We start from the raw sequence: 19,249 nt of genomic DNA on the forward strand, positions 1-19,249 counted from the left end.
TAATAACTTAATAACTTAATAACTAAGGAGAGATGATGATGAGTACCTTTGCTTATGGTCTCTATATTCTCATTTGGCCGGCCATCACCTTGGCTGTGCTGGTGGTGATTTGTACTGCTACTTACCGTGATATCAAAAAAGCCAAAGATGAAGATCGTAATATCGTATAACGGGCTTTAACTCTATCAAAATATCGCCAATTTTTGTGGTTTAGCGATATTTAGCCGACCTAATCCGCAAGACAAGCGTATTGGGTCGGTTGTTTGTATAATAAACTCGCCACAGTAGAATTATTTTAAAATTTATGTAGATAGTTCTTGTATTTTAATTTTTATTTGATATTATAGTTCACCTCAAATGGCTGGGTGGCAGAGTGGTTATGCAGCGGATTGCAAATCCGTGGACGCCGGTTCGATTCCGACCTCAGCCTCCAAATTTGATCTAAAACTTTTAATTAAGTTGAAGAAAAAAGTGTTGACGAATATTGATTTTATGATAATATACGCGCACTTACAGAGTTCACTACCAAGAGCTCAAGTATAAAAAGTTTTGCCCGGGTGGTGAAATTGGTAGACACAAGGGATTTAAAATCCCTCGATCGCAAGATCGTGCCGGTTCAAGTCCGGCTCCGGGTACCATATTTAAGTTATAACAAAAAAGGCTTCCAAGCAATTGGAAGCCTTTTTTGTTTTTGTGGATTTTTATTTGCTCCTACACTTTGACCACTTCTTGTTATTACTTACTTTATGAAATCTCGTAAAAAGTAACTTCGGGATCAAAATCATCGCCAATAATTTCAACGACAAAATATCTATTGGGATATTGCTTTATTAGATAATACTCCCCATTGTTTTCTATTAATGTAGCAATATTCATTAATGTTGTCTCCTGGCATCAAATCCGTATACCTAGGGCGAATATCTTAGATTAACACACCAAGTGTAACGCTACGTAATAGGTAAATATCTCGATATTTACGGCATTATTTTCCCTGTCTGACTGCGATTTATCTTATTTTTATCATCATTTTCAAAAATGAGGACACGCCCTAAAACAATTGAGGACACGCCCTAAAACAATTGAGGACACGCCCTAAAACAATTGAGGACACGCCCTAAAACAATTGCGATAAAAAAGAGCTGATATTTCAGCTCTTTTTTATCGCAATACGTTAATAATTGACTGACTATATTAGCAGAACGTATCTGTCGGTTTGGGCACTGATAGTCCAAACATCGGACGTAAGTACAATGCTAAGAAAGTACCTGCCAGTGCTAACACGCCCCAAATATACCCATGCAAACTAAAGGAGGCAATACCGCCAAAATATGCGCCAATATTACAACCAAACGCCAAGCGCGCGCCATAGCCCATTAATAAACCGCCAATCACAGAGGCTGCAAAGTTACCTGGAGTGATTTTGGTAAATTTAAATAAGCCACCAGCTGCTGAAGCAATAAAGGCACCTAGAATAATACCTAAATTTAATACAGTGGTTGAATCTGCAAAAATAGACGCTTGCAGAGCCGCTGCATTATTGCCCTGCCAATATCCCCAACTTGCCACATCGACACTCAATCCGCTGGCTATTTTAGAGCCCCAAAGCGCAAATGCTGAGGTGATACCCCAAGGCTGACCACGGGTCATTAAGGTTAAAGCATTTAATACCGCTAACACAATGGCAGCGGCAAATATTGGCCATGAACCGCGGAAAATTCTTTTCCAGCCTCTCTCGGTAGGTAGAGGCGCCATTTTAGGGGCATTCTTTCTCTTCTCGACCACCCAGCTTATCCAAGTAATAAGGCCAAATAAAACCAATGACACCGCCCAAGCACCGCCATAGCCAAGTCCTGTCGAGGTAGCAAGTGAGTACGCGCCCAGTGAGGGCATTTCTTCTGTCCAAAATGGCAGATGATAGGCACCAATCGTTGCACCAATAATAAAAAACAGCAGAGTGATAAACATCACTGATCGGCCGCCGCCGACAGCATAAAGAGTGCCTGACGCACAGCCACCACCCAACTGCATACCGATACCAAACATAAATGAGCCAACCAGTAAGCTGACACCCACTGGTGAGACGTAACCTGCAACCGGCCCTCCAAAGAAGCTAATACCATACGCCAAAATAGGCGCAAATAAAGTCACCGCAACTGCCAACATCAGCATGTGTGAGCGCAGCGCTTGACCATTACCCACAGACGCAAAGCGTCTAAACGCTGAGGTAAACCCAAAACGTGCATGAAACAAGGTATAGCCAAACAGTAAGCCAATCACCAATAATATAGACTGAGCAATAGGCTGAGTGACCAGTAAATATACCAATAGCGCAAGCCCAACAAGGCTGGCGCCACCGATTAAGCCTTTCTGCGGTGGATTCAAAGTCAGGTCATCTACAACCTCTGGACCATGCGCATCATTGACCGGCTGAACTCTTGTAATCGCCATGAAACTGTCCTTTTTACAAGCCCTATGACCACAGGGCGTCAGGATGGATTAAATGTCTATCAATGGTAGGATAACCACTAAATTCAAGGGCAATGCCCTGATTATTTGGTATTAATTGACACTGCGCCCCAAGGGGAAAGCTTTGTTTAGCGCTGATATGCCCGAACGGTAGACCCAGATAGACAGGTAATCCGGTCAGTCGCTGCAACTGCTCGATGACTTCATTCATATTATATCGGGCATCATAGCTGTCCTCGCCTGTCCTACTAAAGGCGCCGAGTACAATGGCTTGCTGGTTTTTGAACGCGCCGGCAAGATATAAGCTATAAAGCATACGCTCCACTTGATACGGCTGCTCGCCCACATCTTCTAAGAACACAATACCACCTTCTGGCTTGGGCATATAAGAACTGCCAGCCAGCGCTGCGACCACACTTAGATTTCCGCCCCATAAGATACCGGTTATTTGCTTGACTTGAGCAGAATTACGTTGCTGCGGCAACTGTATAAGCAGATTGGGATTGCTAACTGCCTCAACAAAGCCTTGCGCACTGATTTTGTCCGGCTGCGTTTTACCAAATTCACTATAGAGCATCGGCGCTGCCAAACTACTCATGCCACCTTGGGCTAATAGCGCACATTGCACCGCAGTAATATCACTAAAGCCGGCCAATATCGTGCCTTTATCTTTCATTACTCGGCCAAGGTTTTGCCAATCTATATGCTCAAGCAGCCGAATAGCGCCATAACCACCTCGTACCGCAAGTAACAGCTTTGGCGCCTCTATCGCCCCAGTAGCAATATTTTGTAAATCGCTGATACGCTGCTGATCAGTACCGCCGAAACGTAAATATTGACGTCTTGTGACTTTTGGGTTTTGAATATCAAATCCTGCACAAGTCAGCCTTTTTAATCCCAACACATTGCGTGCTTCATCGACGCCCGTATTGGAGCTAGAAAATATACGTGTCGGAATACTTGGTACCGCGCAATTTGCGAAGGTGTTTTTTATATCAGTATGATTATCATCAACATAACGAGTCACATCTACCGCCGTATTAGAAGCTGAAGGATGGACTGTTGACAAGGCTGTATTAGAGCCATGCGCCAAACTGGCACTGCCCAAACCAAGCGCGGTCAATGTCAAAAACCGTCTACGACTCATTGACTTACTTCTCATTGACTTGCCCTCTAACATTGATTTCATTGGATTCTTATTATCATTGGTTTGTATTAAATAGGGATTGTCACGCATGGTTACCTCTTTAGCAGCGTCTTTAGCGGCCCATTATAACGCCTTCGTTATAACTTGTATCATTTCTCAAACCCAAAACCTACTGTCGACTGCGTTATAATAACCAAAGCAAAAAATGCCAGTGTGGCATGAATAATCTGCTATAAAAGCAGCAAACATTGTTATATCACAATCCAAATTTCCTTTAACGCTAGATGGTCTGTTAAAGCGGCATCTTGATGCGTTTATTTGTTGTATTTATTAGGATTTATTATGAGTTATACATTTAATCGTACCTTCCCTCACACACGCTTACGCCGCTTACGGCTAAACGACAACGTTCGCGCCATGATTCGTGAGGTTGAATTACTGCCCAAGCATTTTATCGCCCCAGTTTTTGTATTAGAGGGTGAAAATCAGCGTGAAGCCGTTGCCAGTATGCCAGGCGTTGAACGCTTATCCATTGATTTATTGATAGAATACGCAAAAGAGCTATTGGCTGAAGGCGTGACCACAGTAGACATCTTCCCTGTGATTGATGCAAGCTTAAAAACCGAAGATGGTAGGGCTGCTTACGATCCAGACGGACTTACCTGCCGAGCAGTGCGCGCATTAAAAAAAGAAGTGCCTGAGATGGTGGTTATGACCGACGTGGCGCTTGATCCTTACACCTCACACGGTCAAGACGGTCTGCTTGATGAGACCGGTTATGTGATCAATGACGAAACCGTTGATGTATTGGTCGAACAAGCCTTGGCTCACGCGCACGCTGGTGCAGATATTATCTCACCAAGTGACATGATGGATGGCCGTATCTTAGCCATTCGTGAAGCTTTTGAAGCAGAAGGCTTTGTGAACACCAGTATCATGGCCTACTCTGCAAAATATGCGTCTGCTTATTACGGTCCTTTTCGTGACGCAGTCGGTAGCGCTGGCAATTTAAAAGGCGGCCACAAAAAGCAATATCAGATGGACTTTGGTAACCGTGCAGAAGCGCTACACGAAGTGGCAATGGATATCAATGAAGGCGCAGATATGGTGATGATTAAGCCAGGTCAGCCTTATCTTGACCTAATCCGTGAAGTCAAAGATACCTTTGGTGTACCAACCTTTGCTTATCAAGTATCTGGTGAATATGCAATGCATATGGCGGCTATTCAAAACGGCTGGTTAACTGAGGCGGTTATTTTGGAGTCGCTGATTGGCTTTAGACGTGCCGGCGCTGATGGCATCTTGACTTACTTTGCGTTAGAAGCGGCTAAGCAGTTAAACGCGATGAAGTAATTCGCTGATATTAAACAGCTGATATCAAACATAAAAAACCCCGTAAATTTACGGGGTTTTTTATTAACGTCTAATTGTCTATTTACTAACAGCCAATGATTAGCCTAGATTAGAAACGTTTTATGTAAGAGATACCATATACCCATGGATTGATTTCTACTTTACCGATATCTTGACCATCTAATTCTACGTCTGGCTCAAGATCGATGTAACGTGCATCAATACGGATCGCTTCAGTTGGGTTCATTTTGAAGTCAACGCCAACGTGACCAGCAACGCCCCAGCTATCATCAATATCTAAGTCACTGCCACCATTGTAGATTTTCTCTTCAAAGAAAGCAGTGTAATTTGCACCCACGCCGATAAATGGTTTTACATTCTGATGGATGTTATCAAAGTGATACTGTAATGATAAAGTTGGTGGTAAATGCTGTGTTTTAGCTTTGATAACATTACCATTGGCATCTTTTAAGTCGATGTCATGATGGAATGGGATGGCCGCTAACAACTCAATACCGAAATTATCCATTGGAAAATATTCAGCAGTAATTGTTGGACGAACATCAGAGTCTACATCGACATCAAATGCGCCGCCTGCCAGACTACCGTTGTTGCTTTTTGGATCTACGTATGCGGCACCGGCACCTAATGTCCAAGTACCTGCAGTTTCTGCCATAGCAGTTATGCTTAAACCCGCAGTTAGAGCAGCTACAAACAATGCTTGACGTTTAATCATAGTATCCTCAACTTAATTTAAAATAGTAAAAGCGCAATAAAGGTTTCGATTAAAATCACGCTTATAGATTAACTACAAACAGTTAGTTTCTTTCTACTTTCTAACTGCTCTAGGGGTATTATATTAAATAACCTTATCCCTTGTAAGGTTTTTTTACAATAAATTGGAAACTAGGTAGTCGTTTTTGTTAATCGTATCGTAAAAGGGTCTGATTCCCTTGTAGAGTGAATTTTTTGACCCTTTGAATGCTGATTTTTTCATTGTGCTAAATCAGTTGTGATTTCATCTTTACACCCTATAATAACCCCTCCCGATCGCGAAATCTGCATAACCTCGATATAAATACAAAAGGTGTACCATGAGCAAGCTAAATCCCAAACAACAAGAGGCCATGACCTATGTATCAGGCCCCCTCCTCGTTCTAGCGGGTGCAGGCTCAGGTAAAACCTCAGTAATTACCCGTAAAATCGCCTATCTTATTGAGCAGTGTAATATTCCTGCTGAGCGTATCACTGCTGTGACCTTTACTAATAAGGCAGCGCGTGAAATGAAGGCGCGTGTTACTACTTTAATGCCAAAAGAGAAGACGCGCGGATTGACTGTATCTACCTTCCACCAATTTGGTTTGCAGTTTTTGCGTTATGAGCTATTGCACACGCCTTTAAAGGGTAATTTCTCTATCATGGATGCCGATGACAGCAAGCGTCTATTGATGGAGCTTATGATGCGTGACAACTTGTCGGGTGCTGAGAGTCGTGAGCTTGTAGGCAAAGCCATTAAGTTTATCTCTGATTGGAAAAACGATCTGATTGAGCCTGAAAAGGCGATGGAGACACTTGACGACCCAGAAGATATGATTTTTGCCACGCTTTATGCGTTATATGAGCGTAATTTGCGCGCTTATAATGCGGTTGACTTTGATGACTTGATTGTGTTGCCAGCGAAAATATTGCGTGAAAATGCACAGCTGCGTGATAAATGGCAAAATCGTATTCGCTACTTATTGGTGGATGAATATCAAGATACCAATACCGCCCAGTATGAGCTGATTAAATTGATTGTCGGTCCGATGGGCAAATTCACTGTCGTCGGTGATGATGACCAATCAATTTATGCGTGGCGTGGCGCGCGTCCTGAAAACATGGCGCTATTAAAAGAAGATTTCCCTAAGCTTAAAATAATTAAGCTTGAGCAAAATTATCGCTCTACCAACCGTATTCTAAATGCCGCAAACACGGTTATTATGAATAATGAGCATTTATTTGACAAAGCACTGTGGTCAGAAAAGGGGCAAGGTGAGAAAATCCGCATTATCAACTGCCGTAACGATGACGATGAAGCCGAACGCGTTGCCAAAGAGATTGTCACCCATAAACTGCGCTTTGGTAATGAGTGGGAACAGTATGCGGTGCTATATCGCAGTAACTTCCAAGCGCGTATGCTAGAGGCACAGTTGCGTCAACTACAAGTGCCTTATAAGTTATCTGGCGGTCAATCATTCTTCTCGCGTAGTGAAATTAAAGACGTCATGGCCTACCTGCGTCTTATCTTGAACCCAGAGGATGACAGCGCTTTCTTACGTATTGTGAATACGCCAAAACGGGGTTTGGGTCCAGCGACTTTAGAGAAGCTTGGCTTATTCTCACAAGAGCACAGTATTTCACTACTGGCAGCCTGTACTCATGGCGGCTTGGGTCACGTGCTACCTCGCAAAGCGTATAGCACCTTAAAAGAGTTCGGTGACTTTATCGAGCATTATACGCGTGAGCTTGATCAGCATCCAGACCCTGTACCACTGGTGCGCCAGATGATTGACGAGACCGGCTATATCGACTTTGTGCGTAGTGATTCCAAGACGCCGCAACAAGAAAAGGGACGCTTGGATAACATCGAAGTGCTGTACACCAGTATTCAAGCCTTGATTAACCGTGCCGAAGACGACGATGACAAGACCATTGATGCGGTGATTCGCAAGCTGGTACTGCTTGATATGCTCGAGCAGCAGCAAGAAGAAGAGAACACCAATAAGGTGAATCTGATGACCTTGCACGCGGCCAAAGGTCTAGAGTTTGACTTCGTATATATCATGGGCCTTGAAGAAGAATTGCTACCTCACCGTAACTCCATTATTGGCGAGACCATTGAAGAAGAGCGGCGTCTGATGTACGTGGGTATTACTCGTGCCCGCCGCGAGCTTATCTTAACCTTAGCTGCTCAGCGCCGCGGTGGTGGTCAGATGCGCACCACGACTCAAAGCCGCTTTTTAGAAGAGTTGCCAGAAGAGCATTTAGATTGGCCAGCCAATGCCAAAAAGAAAAAAGCAGAGCGTGATCCTCAGGTGGTGGCCAATGAATATATGGCCAACATCAAAGCGCTGCTTAAGAAGAAATAGCCATACTCAATGCGGGAGTCAATGACAAGATTATAAGGATAATTGAGAGCCAACTTCGCTTGCTTTATCTAATTATCTTGCTTGCCCACGCCTGTGGAGAATGCTCCGTCTTCGCATGCGACTATTTAGCTAAGACTCGTCGCTTGCGCTGTGGCTAATTCATCTTTTTTGTTAATTCTTATAGTTTTCATACTTTTTAAGACCCTTTAATGATGCACAACTCTTAAGCAGTCCGTGATTTCTACGATAAGGCTAACACTATTTTCGTATATGGGTGTCAATCACAAAACAAACTATGGTTAGCGTCTAGAAATGGCAAATATGGTTATGTTAATCAACATTATGACATCATTATTGACTTTAACTATGAGGATGCTGCCCCATTCTCTAAAGGATTAGCTGCGGTTTCGGTTAATAATCAATATGGATATATTGATAAGCATGGCAATGCGGTTATTGCTTTTAAGTTTGACGAAACTGTCATACCCCTTGAATATGAAAATGGCTATGCGTTCTCACAGGGACTCGCTCCTGTTAAAAAGCAGGGTAAGTTTGGCTTTATAAATCGCAAAAACGAGGTCGTCATCCCTTTCAAATTCGATTACGCTAATGCCTTTTCTGACGGCAATCTGGCTCGTGTTCAATCCACTCATTACTGGGTTTAAAAATTTATTAATACTCGCTGTTGATAGCCAATAAAACTTAACGCATTGCCGCTTAATATTGTAAAATAACCCCAAAATGGCAGGAGTCACTCCTGTCATTTTTGTTTCTACTATTAATCATCCAATCTACCACCACAATCAATTCAATTAGGGGCGCGTATGTCGAGTAATACTGAGCACACATCCAAGCAAGATATTCCCCCTGAAGGTTACGACCGCGCCGAAGATAAGCTGATTTATTTGCAGACCTTGGTCTCTGATAATGACTTGACGCTTATGGCTGATTTTTTGGAGGAGCAGTCTGAATATGAGATTGCTAACCTACTAGAATCTTTCCCAAGCGATGACCGTAAGCTGATTTGGCAACAAGTCCCGATAGAGATTAAAGGGGAAGTACTGGCCGAGGTTGAGGATGATATCCGTCCGTCATTGATGGAAAATATGCAAGCCGGCGAGATTGAAACCCTTGCAGAGGACTTGGATGCGCAAGACATTGCTGAGATTCTAGACACCGTCGATGACAAGGTGCGCTCTGAGGTGATGTCGAATCTTGATGATGACATTCGACTACAGGTCAGTCAGCTAAATACCTATGAAGAGTATGAGGTCGGTGACTATATGGACCCCGACACCATTCAGATTCAAGGCAATATTACCCTAGAACAAGTTCAAAACTGGCTGCGTCAAGACGAAGATCTGCTTGATGACCAGTCCCAAGAGCTAATTGTGGTCGACAGCAGTCATCAGCTGTTAGGTCTGTTAAGCTTGGTGGACTTGATTAAATATCCACAGCACTCCTTGGTTGAGCAGTGGATTGACCCCGCTGTGACCATTAATGATCGGATGGATATTCAAGATGCTGCTGCGGTATTTCGCTCATCAGATATCCGTTACGCCCCTGTCGTCAATAGCTTCGGAGAGCTTGTCGGTCAGCTCAACGCTGAAGATATTATGGAAATTATCCAAGATGACGTCGACAGCACTATGAAGCACTTAGCTGGTGTGAGTGATGAAGAAGAACTGTTCGCGCCCATCTTACGTAGTGCCAAAAGCCGTAGCGTGTGGCTCGGTATTAACTTATTAACAGCCCTACTCGCCGCTTCGGTAATTGGTCAGTTTGAAGAAGTATTGGCGCATGTGGTAGCGTTGGCAGTACTGATGCCAGTGGTTGCCAGTATGGGCGGTATCGCTGGGAGCCAGACTTTGACCGTAGTAATCCGCGGTTTAGCGATGGGTCAAATTGGTGGTTCTAACCGAATCTGGCTATTGAACAAAGAGCTTTGGGTCGGTGCATTAAATGGCATCATCTGGGCGATTATCATGGCTGTTATTGCTCAGTTCTGGTTTCACACGCCGATGATTAGCCTAGTTATTGGTCTTGCGATTGCTATTAATATGACCGCTGCCAATGTGGCCGGTATTAGTATTCCATTAATGTTAAAGCGTATGGATATAGACCCTGCCCTATCGGCCTCAGTGATATTGACCACAGTGACTGATATTGTCGGCTTTATGTCATTCTTAGGCCTAGCAAGTTTGCTTATCTTATAATCTAGCCTCTACACTTATATTATAAAACCAAAGGATAGTCATGAATTCTGTACAAGTAAAAATATTAAACCCAAAAATTGGTAACGACCCAAACTTTCCACTACCGACTCGTGCCACTGACGGCTCAGCCGGTATTGATTTGCGAGCGTGCATTGATGAGCCGGTCACGATTAAAGCCGGTGAAACTCAGCTAATTGGCACTGGCTTGGCCATTTATATCGCTGATCCGAACTATGCCGGTATCATCCTACCCCGCTCAGGCTTGGGCCATAAGCATGGAATCGTGCTAGGCAACTTGGTTGGTCTGATTGATGCCGACTATCAAGGCGAGCTGATGGTGAGTGTCTGGAACCGTAGCGACAGCGACTTTGTGCTAAATCCAGCGGAACGTATGGCGCAATATATGGTGGTGCCGGTGGTGCGTCCTGAGTTTGAGATTGTCACCGAGTTTGATGAGCAAAGCGCACGTGGTGCGGGCGGTTTTGGTCATTCGGGGCGTCATTAACTATTAGTTGATGTAGATATTAAGCTGAGCGAACATCTATTGATCAATATTATTATACATATCATCGATTCATGTGAGCACCCTATTTCAGTAAAGGAATCAGCTGGTACGATGACCATTATTTAAGCGCTGTCTCTTTTAATATTATCGAGGTAGCATTATTATATTTGCTATAAAAACAGATAATGGTATACAGTGCTATGCACATCTTAAGCATCCATGTTTAAATATCCTGTGTAGTTTTATTAGATTTATTGTTGGAGCTTTAACGTGCCCACTCACCCCTTTGCAAAGCAGCGTTTCTTATTTAAAGCGTATGATATCCGTGGTGACAGTCAATTATTCACGTCCGATTTCATTGATGCATTAAGCCATACCTTTGCCCAAAATTTAGTTGATGCAGTCGCGGCTAACACCGTTGTCATCGGCTATGACATGCGTCATCACAGCGAAGCCATCGCTGAGCAGCTCGCCCTTTGCTGCCGTCAGCGCGGTATTGAGGTCATTTGGTTGGGGTTAGTGACCACACCCATTATGGCGTATTGGGCTAATCAATACCAAGGGCATGGCGTGATTGCCACTGCCAGTCATTCTGAGAGCTACATCTGCGGTATTAAATGGCTTATCTCTGGAGAGTCTCCGAGCAGCGAGGATATTTTAGCTGTCTATGAAAAGTTAGAAACGTATCACTCACTAAACCCAGATAACTCATTAACCCCTGACCAGTCAGGAATTAAAGAAGCACCGCAACAGGTTCTGCCATATCAACATATCAAACGCGCTTATAGCAGTAGTGCCTTTGATGCCTTAGGCAGATTGCGTCAATATCAAAACTTGCCCGCCCTTTTGGCTAATGCTATTGATACCAATATTGAAAGGGGTGTAACCTCAGACTCTAATACAGTCAAACCATTAAAAATCGTGATTGATTGCTTAAACGGAGCAACCGGTTTATACGCTCAGACTCTGTTTGTACAACATACCTCGCTACTCTCTGATGTGATTGTGCTTAATAAAGCCCCCGATGGTAATTTCCCCAAAGGCAATCCGGACCCTATGGAAGCTGGCCGTTTAACCGAACTTAGTGCAGCAGTCATCAAATACAATGCTGATATCGGCCTTGCATTTGATGGCGATGGCGACCGGCTTATGGTGATTGATAATCAGGGCAATTCACTTGCACCCGATCATCTGCTCTATTTGTTGGCGCGCGTCTGTATTGAGGACTACCGCTCTGTATCATCTCAGTCATCTCAAACCGATGGTAATAACGACTCGAATGAAAATCTAACAGTTATCTTTGATGTAAAATGTACCCACCATTTGCCAAGACTGATATCGGAGATGGGCGCACAGCCGCAAATGAGCAAAACGGGTAGCAGCATTTTGCGCCGTACGCTACAAGCCAATCGTGATAAACCGCAAAACACAACGTTGTTTGCCGGTGAATTATCGGGGCACTTTTTATTCAATGACGGTTATTTCTTATTACACGACGATGCCATGTATGCAGCGCTGCGTTTGATTAATTGGCTACAGTATCAACAATATTTAGAGAAAGAATCCAATCTGGTGCAGATTATTAACAGTTTACCGAAGATGGTCAGCACGCCCGATGTCTACTTACCGCTGACGGCGTTTGATAATAATAAGGATCCTAATGAGCGCCCTATTTTAAATAAACTACGCAAACTGTGCTCTATTTTGCAAAGCAATCGCACTGAACTGCCAAATGACACGCGTCTTACCTGTATCGATGGTCTGCGCTTGGATTTTGCCCATGGTTTTGGAATAATAAGACCATCGAATACCAGTAACAGCTTAACGGTACGCTTTGTTGGCGACTCCTTATCTGATCTTAAAGGCGTACAAAGATACTTTGTCAAACTTTGCCGATTTATTAATAATGATTTGGCAAATCAAGTGGCCAATATTAGCGTTCAAGCGCAGCACCCTTAACCTTACCTAATGTTGAATCTGGTACTATTTTACTTATAACAAAGACGAGCCGACTATGTCCCTAAATCTTGCCGAAGCCCAAACCACTGCTGAAGTATTAACCACTGCTCTACCTTATATTCAGCGCTATGAAGACAAAATTATCGTGGTTAAATATGGCGGCAATGCCATGACTGACCCTATGTTAGAGAGCTCTTTTGCACGTGACATTGTGCTTTTAAAAACGGTTGGCTTGCATCCGGTTGTGGTGCATGGTGGTGGCCCGCAAGTGGACAACCTACTCAAAGAATTAGGACGACAATCTAATCGTATCGATGGTATGCGTGTGACTGATAAAGCGACCATGGATGTGGTTGAAATGGTATTGGGTGGTAGTGTTAACAAATCGATTGTAAGTCTAATAAACAAACACGGCGGGCGCGCTATTGGCTTAACCGGTAAAGACGCCAACTTAATCCGTGCCAAAAAGCTGTTAATGAGCAAAACAGACAGCGATGGCGTCATTAGTGAAATCGATTTAGGCTTTGTGGGTGAAGTGGTCAGCGTTAATAAAGATGTGATTATGATGCTAATCGCTTCGAACTTTATCCCTGTTATCGCGCCTATCGGTGTCGATAAAGAAGGCAATAGCTATAATATCAATGCTGATTTAGTCGCCGGTAAAGTCGCTGAATTCTTGCAAGCCGAGAAGCTGATGCTATTGACTAATATCAAAGGTGTGCTCGATAAGAGTGGTCAGGTGGTCACAGGACTGACCCCTAAAAAGGTCGACAATTTAATCGCTGACGGTACTATCTCAGGTGGTATGATTCCTAAGATTCAATGTGCTCTAGATGCAGTACGTAGCGGTGTAAAAAGCGCGGTTATCGTTGATGGCCGTGTGCCTAATGCTACTTTACTTGAAATCTTTACCAATGAAGGTGTCGGTACCTTAATTAGCCGTGATTTAGAAGCAGCGTTAAGCTAATCGTATTTTATATTGCTCAAGAGTACTGATTAAGATAGCAACTTATCTAGGGCGTGTCCTAATCCATTGACCATAAAAAAGACGCTCAAATAAGCGTCTTTTTTATGGTCAATTTGAACGTAGGCCGCAGTTTGAGTCCACTAACATCAAACAATCGCTACTTAAACACCTCATCAAATGCTGCTTCATCAAATCCGCATAACAAGACACCATCTTTAGCCGCCTCAACAATCGGACGTTTAATCATACTGGTATGTTCAACCAATAAATCAATGGCACTATCGACACTTTCATCAGCAGCGGCTTTTTGCTCATCGGTTAGCTTACGCCATGTTGTACCCCGTTTGTTGAGCACTTTATCAATACCCAGCTCATCTACCCAACGCTGTACTGTGGCTTTATCGATACCTTGTTTCTTGTAATCATGGAACTCGTAGTCGACCCCTAAATCATCAAGTTTATTAAACGCCTTTTTCATAGTGCTACAGGCTTTGATGCCATAAATAGTTACGCTCATTGCATACTCCTCTTGTAGTGATCATTCTCTTATATTACTTTATTCAATAGAGTGTCATTGGTTCTATTTAGCGAATTTCAAACTCTCTATGGTCGATATAAACGAAAACAGAGTCAAGTTTAATCACTTGATTGCTTGATGCCAATAAAACGCTAAAGTTAGCGCTGACCATCGCAATTTTGCTCAATTTGCGCTATTCTATCGTATCTAATTTTTCTCATGATTATTGTCCTTTTTTTATAAAAACCCTAATAAAAACATCCAACTTAGAGCCTATTATGAGCACTACAGCAACTGAACAAACCAATCCTAATCATTACCATCCTCAGCAGATTGAAGCCGAACAGCAAGCCAAATGGGCCGCTGATAAGCGCTTTGAGGTAAGCAATGACATCAGTAAAGATGCAAACACCCGCTATATGCTGTCTATGTTCCCCTACCCAAGCGGCAAGCTGCATATGGGTCACGTGCGCAACTACACCATCTCTGACGTGCTCAGCCGTTATTACCGTCTAAAAGGTGATGAAGTGCTACAGCCAATGGGCTGGGATGCATTCGGTATGCCTGCAGAGAACGCAGCGATTGCCAATCAAGTCGCGCCTGCCAAATGGACCTTTTCAAATATCGATAACATGCGCGCTCAGTTAAAAACACTGGGCTTATCGATAGACTGGTCACGTGAATTTGCCACTTGTACGCCAGAGTATTATCGCTGGGAGCAGTGGTTCTTTTTACAGTTATACAAGAAAGGCTTGGTTTACAAAAAGCTTGCCGCAGTGAACTGGGACCCAGTTGATAACACGGTACTGGCTAATGAGCAGGTGATTGATGGTAAAGGCTGGCGTAGTGGCGCTCCAGTTGAAAAGCGCGACATCCCAATGTATTACTTCAAGATTACCGATTATGCCGATGAGCTTCTTGATGATTTGGACAAGCTTGAAGGTCAATGGCCAAGCGATGTGCTTACTATGCAGCGCAACTGGATTGGCCGTAGTCAAGGTATGGAAGTGCATTTCCCATACAAAAACAGCGATGACATTAGCACGCTAGACGTATTCACCACTCGCCCTGATACCTTAATGGGTGTAACGTATGTTGCTGTGGCCGCTGAACACCGTTTAGCTAAATTAGCTGCTGAACAAGACCCTAAAATCGCTGAATTCTGCGAGCTGTGTAAGCAAGGCTCTGTGGCAGAAGCGGATCTTGCTAAAGCTGAAAAAATCGGTATGGATACGGGTCTGACTGTCACTCACCCATTAACGGGAGAAGAAGTGCCGGTATGGGTTGCCAACTACGTGCTAATGAGCTACGGCTCTGGTGCGGTGATGGCAGTTCCTGCGCATGATGATCGCGATTATGAATTTGCGACTAAATACAACCTACCTATCAAAACCGTTATCGAAACACTAGAGGATCACGAAGGTGCTTACACTGAGCGTGGCACACTGGTAAATTCAGGCGAATTTGACGGTCTTGATTTTGATGGCTCGTTTGAGGCCATGCTTGCCAAACTTGAGCCACAAAACCTTGCCAGCCGTAAGATTCAGTATCGTCTGCGTGATTGGGGCGTATCTCGTCAGCGTTATTGGGGCTGTCCAATTCCAATGATTAACTGTGAATATTGCGGTAATGTTCCAGTAGAAGAGTCTGATTTACCGATTATTTTGCCGACGGACGTGGTTCCAGATGGCCGTGGTAATCCGCTTAAAAATATTCCTGAATTTGTGAACACCACTTGTCCAAAATGTGGCAGCGCAGCAGAGCGTGAAACCGATACCTTTGATACCTTTATGGAATCAAGCTGGTACTATGCGCGTTTTGCTAGCCCAAATGATGACACTCAAATGGTGGATAAATCTGCTGCCGATACGTGGCTGCCGGTTGATCAGTATGTAGGCGGTGTTGAACACGCGGTAATGCATCTACTTTATGCCCGTTTCTATCACAAATTGATGCGTGATGAAGGCTTGGTATCAGGTGATGAGCCATTCAAAAACTTATTAACTCAAGGTATGGTACTCGCCGGTACCTTATATCGTGATAACGAAGATGGTGGTAAAACCTACTACTTCGCTGATGACGTTGATATCAACTATGACGACCGTGGTCAGCCTATCAATGCCCTCTTAAAAGCAGATGGTAAGCCAGTAACCATTGGTAAGATTGAGAAAATGTCGAAGTCAAAAAATAACGGCGTTGACCCCCAAACCACTATTGATGAATATGGTGCAGATACTGTTCGTTTATACACTCTATTTGCTGCGCCTGCGGATCAAACCTTAGAGTGGTCAGATGACTCACTTAAAGGCCCTTATAACTTCTTGAAGAAAGTATGGCGTGCCGCGCAAGATCATTTGCAAGCATTAGAGTCGAATGGTCTGACCCATGATACTCTACCGGCAATAGCTGACATGGATAGCAGTCAGTTAGACAGCGATGCTAAGAGCCTGCGCCGTAAAACGCATGAGGTCATCGCCAAAATTGACAATGACCTAGGTGATCGTTTGTCACTAAACACACCAGTGTCAAGCTTGATGGAATTGGCCAATGAATTGGGCGCTTTCTTATCGAAAAACAAGCAGATTAATGAGCAAACGATTGCAGTACAGCATGAAGCATTGACTGCGTTATTGACCATGCTTTCTGTTTATGCACCGCATATCTCAGAGCATCTGCTTGAGCAAATGGGTATTGACACCTTAACGCTTGCGTACCCAAGTGTCGATGAGTCTGCTTTGGTTCAAGACACCATTACAATGGTGGTTCAGGTTAATGGTAAGGTGCGCGGTAAGATGGAAGTTGCACCAGACAGCGATGCCGAAACGCTGAAAGCGCAAGCAAAAGAAATCGAAAGTGTGGCTAAGCACTTAACTGGCGAGATTAAAAAAGAGATCGTGGTCCCAAATAAACTTATCAATATTGTCGTGGTGGGCTAAATAATGACTATTATGGTGACGAAATCGGCTGTTTATCAGCCGAAGCGTAAACGTCTAGCGACTATGCTATTAGCAGGTATGGCCGTGTTGTCACCCCTGCTATTGAGCAGCTGCGGTTTTCATTTGCGCGGTTATGAGACACCGATGACCTATGCGGTAGGCAGCACCATCCTGAGCATTGATGAAGACACTACCAGCTACCGCTTACGACTGCCACTTAAGCAAAAGCTTAATTCTGTTGGCATCCGAGTGGTTGATGATATTGGTCGTCAGATTAATACCAGTGAGCAGCTTTATACTGGATTAATTAAAGTCGAAAATATCAAGTTTAGACGTTATGAGCTGGTCGGGGTACTAACTGAAGTCCGTTTAGTGCTCTCCGCTGACGTTACCTTTGATACACTGGATAATGCAGCCGGTAGAACTGGCAAACCCATGCTTGTTAAAAATAATATTCAGGTAGAGCGCAGTTATCAATTTGATGAGGCCTCTGTGAGTATTGAGGACAAACAAGGTGAGCAAATCCGCGACTGGCTCTATGAGAGCCTATCACAGCGTATTACTGATCAATACGTGGCACTCAGTCTACCTCGCGTATCACCCAACGCTGATGTCGATGGTCCGGTAACTTTGGTGCCTGAAAAAGCTGCCGATGCCTCTGATTCAACAGACGATGCTAATTAGCCCATGCAAGACACCTTTTTAAATGTCTATCCCAAGCTAAGCTCAGCCCAATCTGCACAAAATGTATTATCTGGATTGTGGCTGGCACATGGCGATGAGCCGTTATTGCATCAATGGCTCATTGATGCCATGCGCGTCACTTGGCGTGCACAAAACCTCGCCATACAACGTGTCGAGCTTGTCTCAGTCAAGACATGGCAAGAGGTGCTAGGCGAATTAAACAGCTTGTCTTTATTTGATGATGCCACCGCAGTTATTGTCACTGGCAATCACAAACCGGATAAATTGGTGCAAGCAGAGCTTGAAGCGTTTGCAATTGAGGCCAATGCTGGCACCAATCAAAACTGTGTACTGTGGCTGACCGGCAAAGTCGATAAGCGTGCTCAAAGCAGCAAATGGTTTACCCCTTTTGCAAAAATGGGTCAGGTAATTGACTGCAACTTATATAATGAAAATCAGCGTCAGCAATTGCTCTCTATTCAGGCACAGCGCTTTGGACTTGATTTGGTTCCAGAAGCTTGGCAGTTTTTGATGGTGCAAACTGAACACCATCTGTTAAGTGCCTATCAAGCCTTATGGCGCTTGTCTTACTTATTTGCGCCTGAAATTGATGCATTAATCTCTCATCCTGATGCCACCTCCCCTGTTTCTAATACTACGCCTCGTCAAGCTTCTACTCCGCAACTTGTCACCATAGATGTGGATGCCCTACAAAATGCGCTGGTTAGTGATGCTCAATATAGCGTGTTTGATTTATCTGATGCCATGCTCGCCGGCAACGCGCCGCAAGTGGTCAAGATTATAGAGCAGCTTAAATTTACTGAGGAACCAACTCCATTGGTACTATGGTCAATTAGCAAAGAGATGCGTCTGATTATGCAGCTTATGGGCGGACAAGATCCACAAAGCTTAGGTATATGGAGTAGTAAGCAGTCTTTGTATCAAGCAGCCTGTCGCCGTCAAAATCAGCAAAGCATTGCCGATTGGCCAGATATCTTGTACCAGTGCGATAAATCGGTCAAAGGCGTATTGCGTCAGCCGGCATGGGAACTTATTTTGCAAGCCGCTCTACGAGTGACAGGTATTCAGCTATTTAATTAAAATTCACTAAATATAGTCTTTAACCTTATATTAACCAACAACATTTTGTTAGAACCTGTATTCATAAGCTACAGTTACGTTGTTTTTAGAATAAAATGAGACAATACGAGGCAAAATTGGGTTAAATAGTCATTCTATTCGAGCCGAATTTTAACAAAGTAGTGGCTTGTTTTAGGCAAAAAGAGCCAATTATAGCTTGTGAATACAGGTTCTTATCTCCATCCTATTTTTAGCTCTGATTTTAAGTCATTTCCTCCTTGTATTAGAAAA

At 43.7% G+C, this 19,249-nt stretch carries 15 protein-coding genes and 2 tRNA genes; 13 read left to right on the forward strand and 4 right to left on the reverse strand.

Annotated elements, in window-relative coordinates:
• Positions 1-35: 35 nt before the first annotated feature.
• The 3 genes from AC2SLM_RS05450 (at position 36) to AC2SLM_RS05460 (ending at position 638) form a co-directional block, all read left to right on the forward strand.
• Entirely contained in the window at positions 36-170 is a 135-nt protein-coding gene (locus tag AC2SLM_RS05450) for a putative transporter small subunit (protein ID WP_486552524.1), read from the forward strand.
• Between the two features lie 189 nt (positions 171-359).
• A tRNA-Cys gene (locus AC2SLM_RS05455) sits at positions 360-433 on the forward strand.
• Between the two features lie 118 nt (positions 434-551).
• Positions 552-638, forward strand: a tRNA-Leu gene (locus AC2SLM_RS05460).
• 553 nt (positions 639-1,191) lie between these two features.
• On the opposite strand, the gene AC2SLM_RS05465 is transcribed toward AC2SLM_RS05460, so the two are convergent.
• Both AC2SLM_RS05465 and AC2SLM_RS05470 read right to left on the reverse strand, forming a co-directional pair.
• The gene (locus AC2SLM_RS05465) at positions 1,192-2,448 is read right to left on the reverse strand and encodes a YeeE/YedE family protein (RefSeq protein ID WP_486552525.1); all 1,257 of its coding nucleotides are present in this window, start codon (positions 2,446-2,448) and stop codon (positions 1,192-1,194) included.
• Between the two features lie 22 nt (positions 2,449-2,470).
• On the reverse strand, positions 2,471-3,703 hold the full coding sequence (locus AC2SLM_RS05470; RefSeq protein WP_486552527.1) for an LD-carboxypeptidase: 1,233 nt from the start codon (positions 3,701-3,703) through the stop codon (positions 2,471-2,473).
• A 252-nt stretch (positions 3,704-3,955) separates the two neighbouring features.
• On the opposite strand from AC2SLM_RS05470, the gene hemB reads away from it, so the two are divergent.
• Entirely contained in the window at positions 3,956-4,966 is a 1,011-nt protein-coding gene (gene hemB, locus AC2SLM_RS05475; RefSeq protein ID WP_486552528.1) for a porphobilinogen synthase, read from the forward strand.
• Between the two features lie 109 nt (positions 4,967-5,075).
• Here hemB and AC2SLM_RS05480 read toward each other — a convergent pair whose 3' ends face one another.
• Complete coding sequence (locus AC2SLM_RS05480) at positions 5,076-5,702, reverse strand: OmpW/AlkL family protein (RefSeq protein ID WP_486552529.1); 627 nt, start codon at positions 5,700-5,702, stop codon at positions 5,076-5,078.
• Between the two features lie 358 nt (positions 5,703-6,060).
• On the opposite strand from AC2SLM_RS05480, the gene AC2SLM_RS05485 reads away from it, so the two are divergent.
• The 6 genes from AC2SLM_RS05485 to argB all read left to right on the forward strand — a co-directional run bounded on the left by AC2SLM_RS05485 (position 6,061) and on the right by argB (position 13,741).
• Positions 6,061-8,094, forward strand: a complete 2,034-nt coding sequence (locus tag AC2SLM_RS05485; RefSeq protein ID WP_486552530.1) for a UvrD-helicase domain-containing protein — start codon at positions 6,061-6,063, stop codon at positions 8,092-8,094.
• A gap of 260 nt (positions 8,095-8,354) precedes the next feature.
• Positions 8,355-8,759 carry a WG repeat-containing protein gene (locus tag AC2SLM_RS05490; protein WP_486552563.1) on the forward strand — a complete coding sequence of 135 codons (405 nt, stop codon included), beginning with the start codon at positions 8,355-8,357 and terminating at the stop codon, positions 8,757-8,759.
• A 159-nt stretch (positions 8,760-8,918) separates the two neighbouring features.
• Positions 8,919-10,310, forward strand: a complete 1,392-nt coding sequence (mgtE, locus tag AC2SLM_RS05495; RefSeq protein WP_486552531.1) for a magnesium transporter — start codon at positions 8,919-8,921, stop codon at positions 10,308-10,310.
• Positions 10,311-10,350: 40 nt separating this feature from the next.
• Positions 10,351-10,815, forward strand: coding sequence for a dUTP diphosphatase (gene dut, locus AC2SLM_RS05500; RefSeq protein WP_486552532.1), 465 nt, complete (start codon positions 10,351-10,353; stop codon positions 10,813-10,815).
• A 270-nt stretch (positions 10,816-11,085) separates the two neighbouring features.
• Positions 11,086-12,774 carry a phosphomannomutase/phosphoglucomutase gene (locus tag AC2SLM_RS05505; RefSeq protein ID WP_486552534.1) on the forward strand — a complete coding sequence of 563 codons (1,689 nt, stop codon included), beginning with the start codon at positions 11,086-11,088 and terminating at the stop codon, positions 12,772-12,774.
• 55 nt (positions 12,775-12,829) lie between these two features.
• A complete protein-coding gene (gene argB, locus AC2SLM_RS05510; protein WP_486543647.1) occupies positions 12,830-13,741 on the forward strand; it encodes an acetylglutamate kinase in 912 nt (303 codons plus the stop codon).
• Between the two features lie 157 nt (positions 13,742-13,898).
• Here argB and AC2SLM_RS05515 read toward each other — a convergent pair whose 3' ends face one another.
• Positions 13,899-14,258 carry an ArsC family reductase gene (locus AC2SLM_RS05515; RefSeq protein ID WP_486552535.1) on the reverse strand — a complete coding sequence of 120 codons (360 nt, stop codon included), beginning with the start codon at positions 14,256-14,258 and terminating at the stop codon, positions 13,899-13,901.
• A 278-nt stretch (positions 14,259-14,536) separates the two neighbouring features.
• Between AC2SLM_RS05515 and leuS the strand changes: the two genes are divergently transcribed.
• Genes leuS through AC2SLM_RS05530 form a run of 3 tightly spaced genes read left to right on the forward strand, consistent with a single transcriptional unit; the run spans position 14,537 to position 18,979 of the window.
• Entirely contained in the window at positions 14,537-17,194 is a 2,658-nt protein-coding gene (gene leuS, locus AC2SLM_RS05520) for a leucine--tRNA ligase (protein WP_486552537.1), read from the forward strand.
• Between the two features lie 3 nt (positions 17,195-17,197).
• Entirely contained in the window at positions 17,198-17,878 is a 681-nt protein-coding gene (locus AC2SLM_RS05525; RefSeq protein ID WP_486552538.1) for an LPS-assembly lipoprotein LptE, read from the forward strand.
• A gap of 3 nt (positions 17,879-17,881) precedes the next feature.
• Positions 17,882-18,979, forward strand: coding sequence for a DNA polymerase III subunit delta (locus AC2SLM_RS05530; RefSeq protein ID WP_486543653.1), 1,098 nt, complete (start codon positions 17,882-17,884; stop codon positions 18,977-18,979).
• Positions 18,980-19,249 lie beyond the last annotated feature (270 nt).

The sequence above is a fragment of the Psychrobacter sp. CX16 genome, from assembly GCF_057396245.1.

Bases quoted from the DNA above. Each gene is read 5' to 3' on its own strand.
- AC2SLM_RS05450 (WP_486552524.1), top strand. From the start codon at position 36: ATGATGAGTACCTTTGCTTATGGTCTCTATATTCTCATTTGGCCGGCC.
- AC2SLM_RS05465 (WP_486552525.1), bottom strand. From the start codon at position 2,448: ATGGCGATTACAAGAGTTCAGCCGGTCAATGATGCGCATGGTCCAGAG.
- AC2SLM_RS05470 (WP_486552527.1), bottom strand. From the start codon at position 3,703: ATGCGTGACAATCCCTATTTAATACAAACCAATGATAATAAGAATCCA.
- hemB (WP_486552528.1), top strand. From the start codon at position 3,956: ATGAGTTATACATTTAATCGTACCTTCCCTCACACACGCTTACGCCGC.
- AC2SLM_RS05480 (WP_486552529.1), bottom strand. From the start codon at position 5,702: ATGATTAAACGTCAAGCATTGTTTGTAGCTGCTCTAACTGCGGGTTTA.
- AC2SLM_RS05485 (WP_486552530.1), top strand. From the start codon at position 6,061: ATGAGCAAGCTAAATCCCAAACAACAAGAGGCCATGACCTATGTATCA.
- mgtE (WP_486552531.1), top strand. From the start codon at position 8,919: ATGTCGAGTAATACTGAGCACACATCCAAGCAAGATATTCCCCCTGAA.
- dut (WP_486552532.1), top strand. From the start codon at position 10,351: ATGAATTCTGTACAAGTAAAAATATTAAACCCAAAAATTGGTAACGAC.
- argB (WP_486543647.1), top strand. From the start codon at position 12,830: ATGTCCCTAAATCTTGCCGAAGCCCAAACCACTGCTGAAGTATTAACC.
- AC2SLM_RS05515 (WP_486552535.1), bottom strand. From the start codon at position 14,258: ATGAGCGTAACTATTTATGGCATCAAAGCCTGTAGCACTATGAAAAAG.
- leuS (WP_486552537.1), top strand. From the start codon at position 14,537: ATGAGCACTACAGCAACTGAACAAACCAATCCTAATCATTACCATCCT.
- AC2SLM_RS05525 (WP_486552538.1), top strand. From the start codon at position 17,198: ATGACTATTATGGTGACGAAATCGGCTGTTTATCAGCCGAAGCGTAAA.
- AC2SLM_RS05530 (WP_486543653.1), top strand. From the start codon at position 17,882: ATGCAAGACACCTTTTTAAATGTCTATCCCAAGCTAAGCTCAGCCCAA.